Genomic DNA, 585 nt, shown 5'->3' on the forward strand with positions numbered 1-585 from the left:
AATGAAGGATAAAAGAGAAATCATACGTGCCCGAAAGGCATTTAGAAGAAGTCTAAAAGATGAGAAGAAATTCTTGAAACAAGGAAAGAAGGAGGTGAGGAAACAGAAAAAAGATTCCGCTGGACTGGATGAAAAAAGATGGAAAAAAGAGATAAAAGAAAAGCTAGAGGAGATGAGAGAAGCTTCAAAGGAGAGAGTAAGACAAGCAAATGAAGACTACAATCATATTCTTCAAAATAGTCCTCCATCTCTTTTGAATCGGAAAGAATTAAGAGACAGACGGTTGCCTCATGCTAGGAAACGATTGAAAATAGCCAAGAAGCAATTTAGAGAAGCTAAGGTAGAAGCAAAAGAAGAAAGAAAAGAGAGTCGTAAAGAAAGAAAAATCAATCAAAAATTTCTCTACGGTCAGGAATCGAAACAAAAATCTAATTTTTTCTTTCAAGGGAAGAGTTTAGAAGAATTAAAAGCTAAGAAAGAAGTCAAGGCCGCAAAAGAGAATCTAAAATCTACTAAACAAGCCTATAAGTCCAAAAAAGTCAGTAGGAAAGCCAAAACTTTTCTTTATGTCCTTGGACGTGAAGG

The 585-nt window shown here is 35.2% G+C and carries 1 pseudogene; it reads left to right on the top strand.

Annotated elements, in window-relative coordinates:
- Position 1: 1 nt before the first annotated feature.
- Positions 2 to 585, top strand: a pseudogene (locus CBI42_RS11135) (phage tail tip lysozyme); the annotation flags it as partial.

It is taken from the genome of Streptococcus sp. KR (genome assembly GCF_002238115.1).
Classification (GTDB): domain Bacteria; phylum Bacillota; class Bacilli; order Lactobacillales; family Streptococcaceae; genus Streptococcus.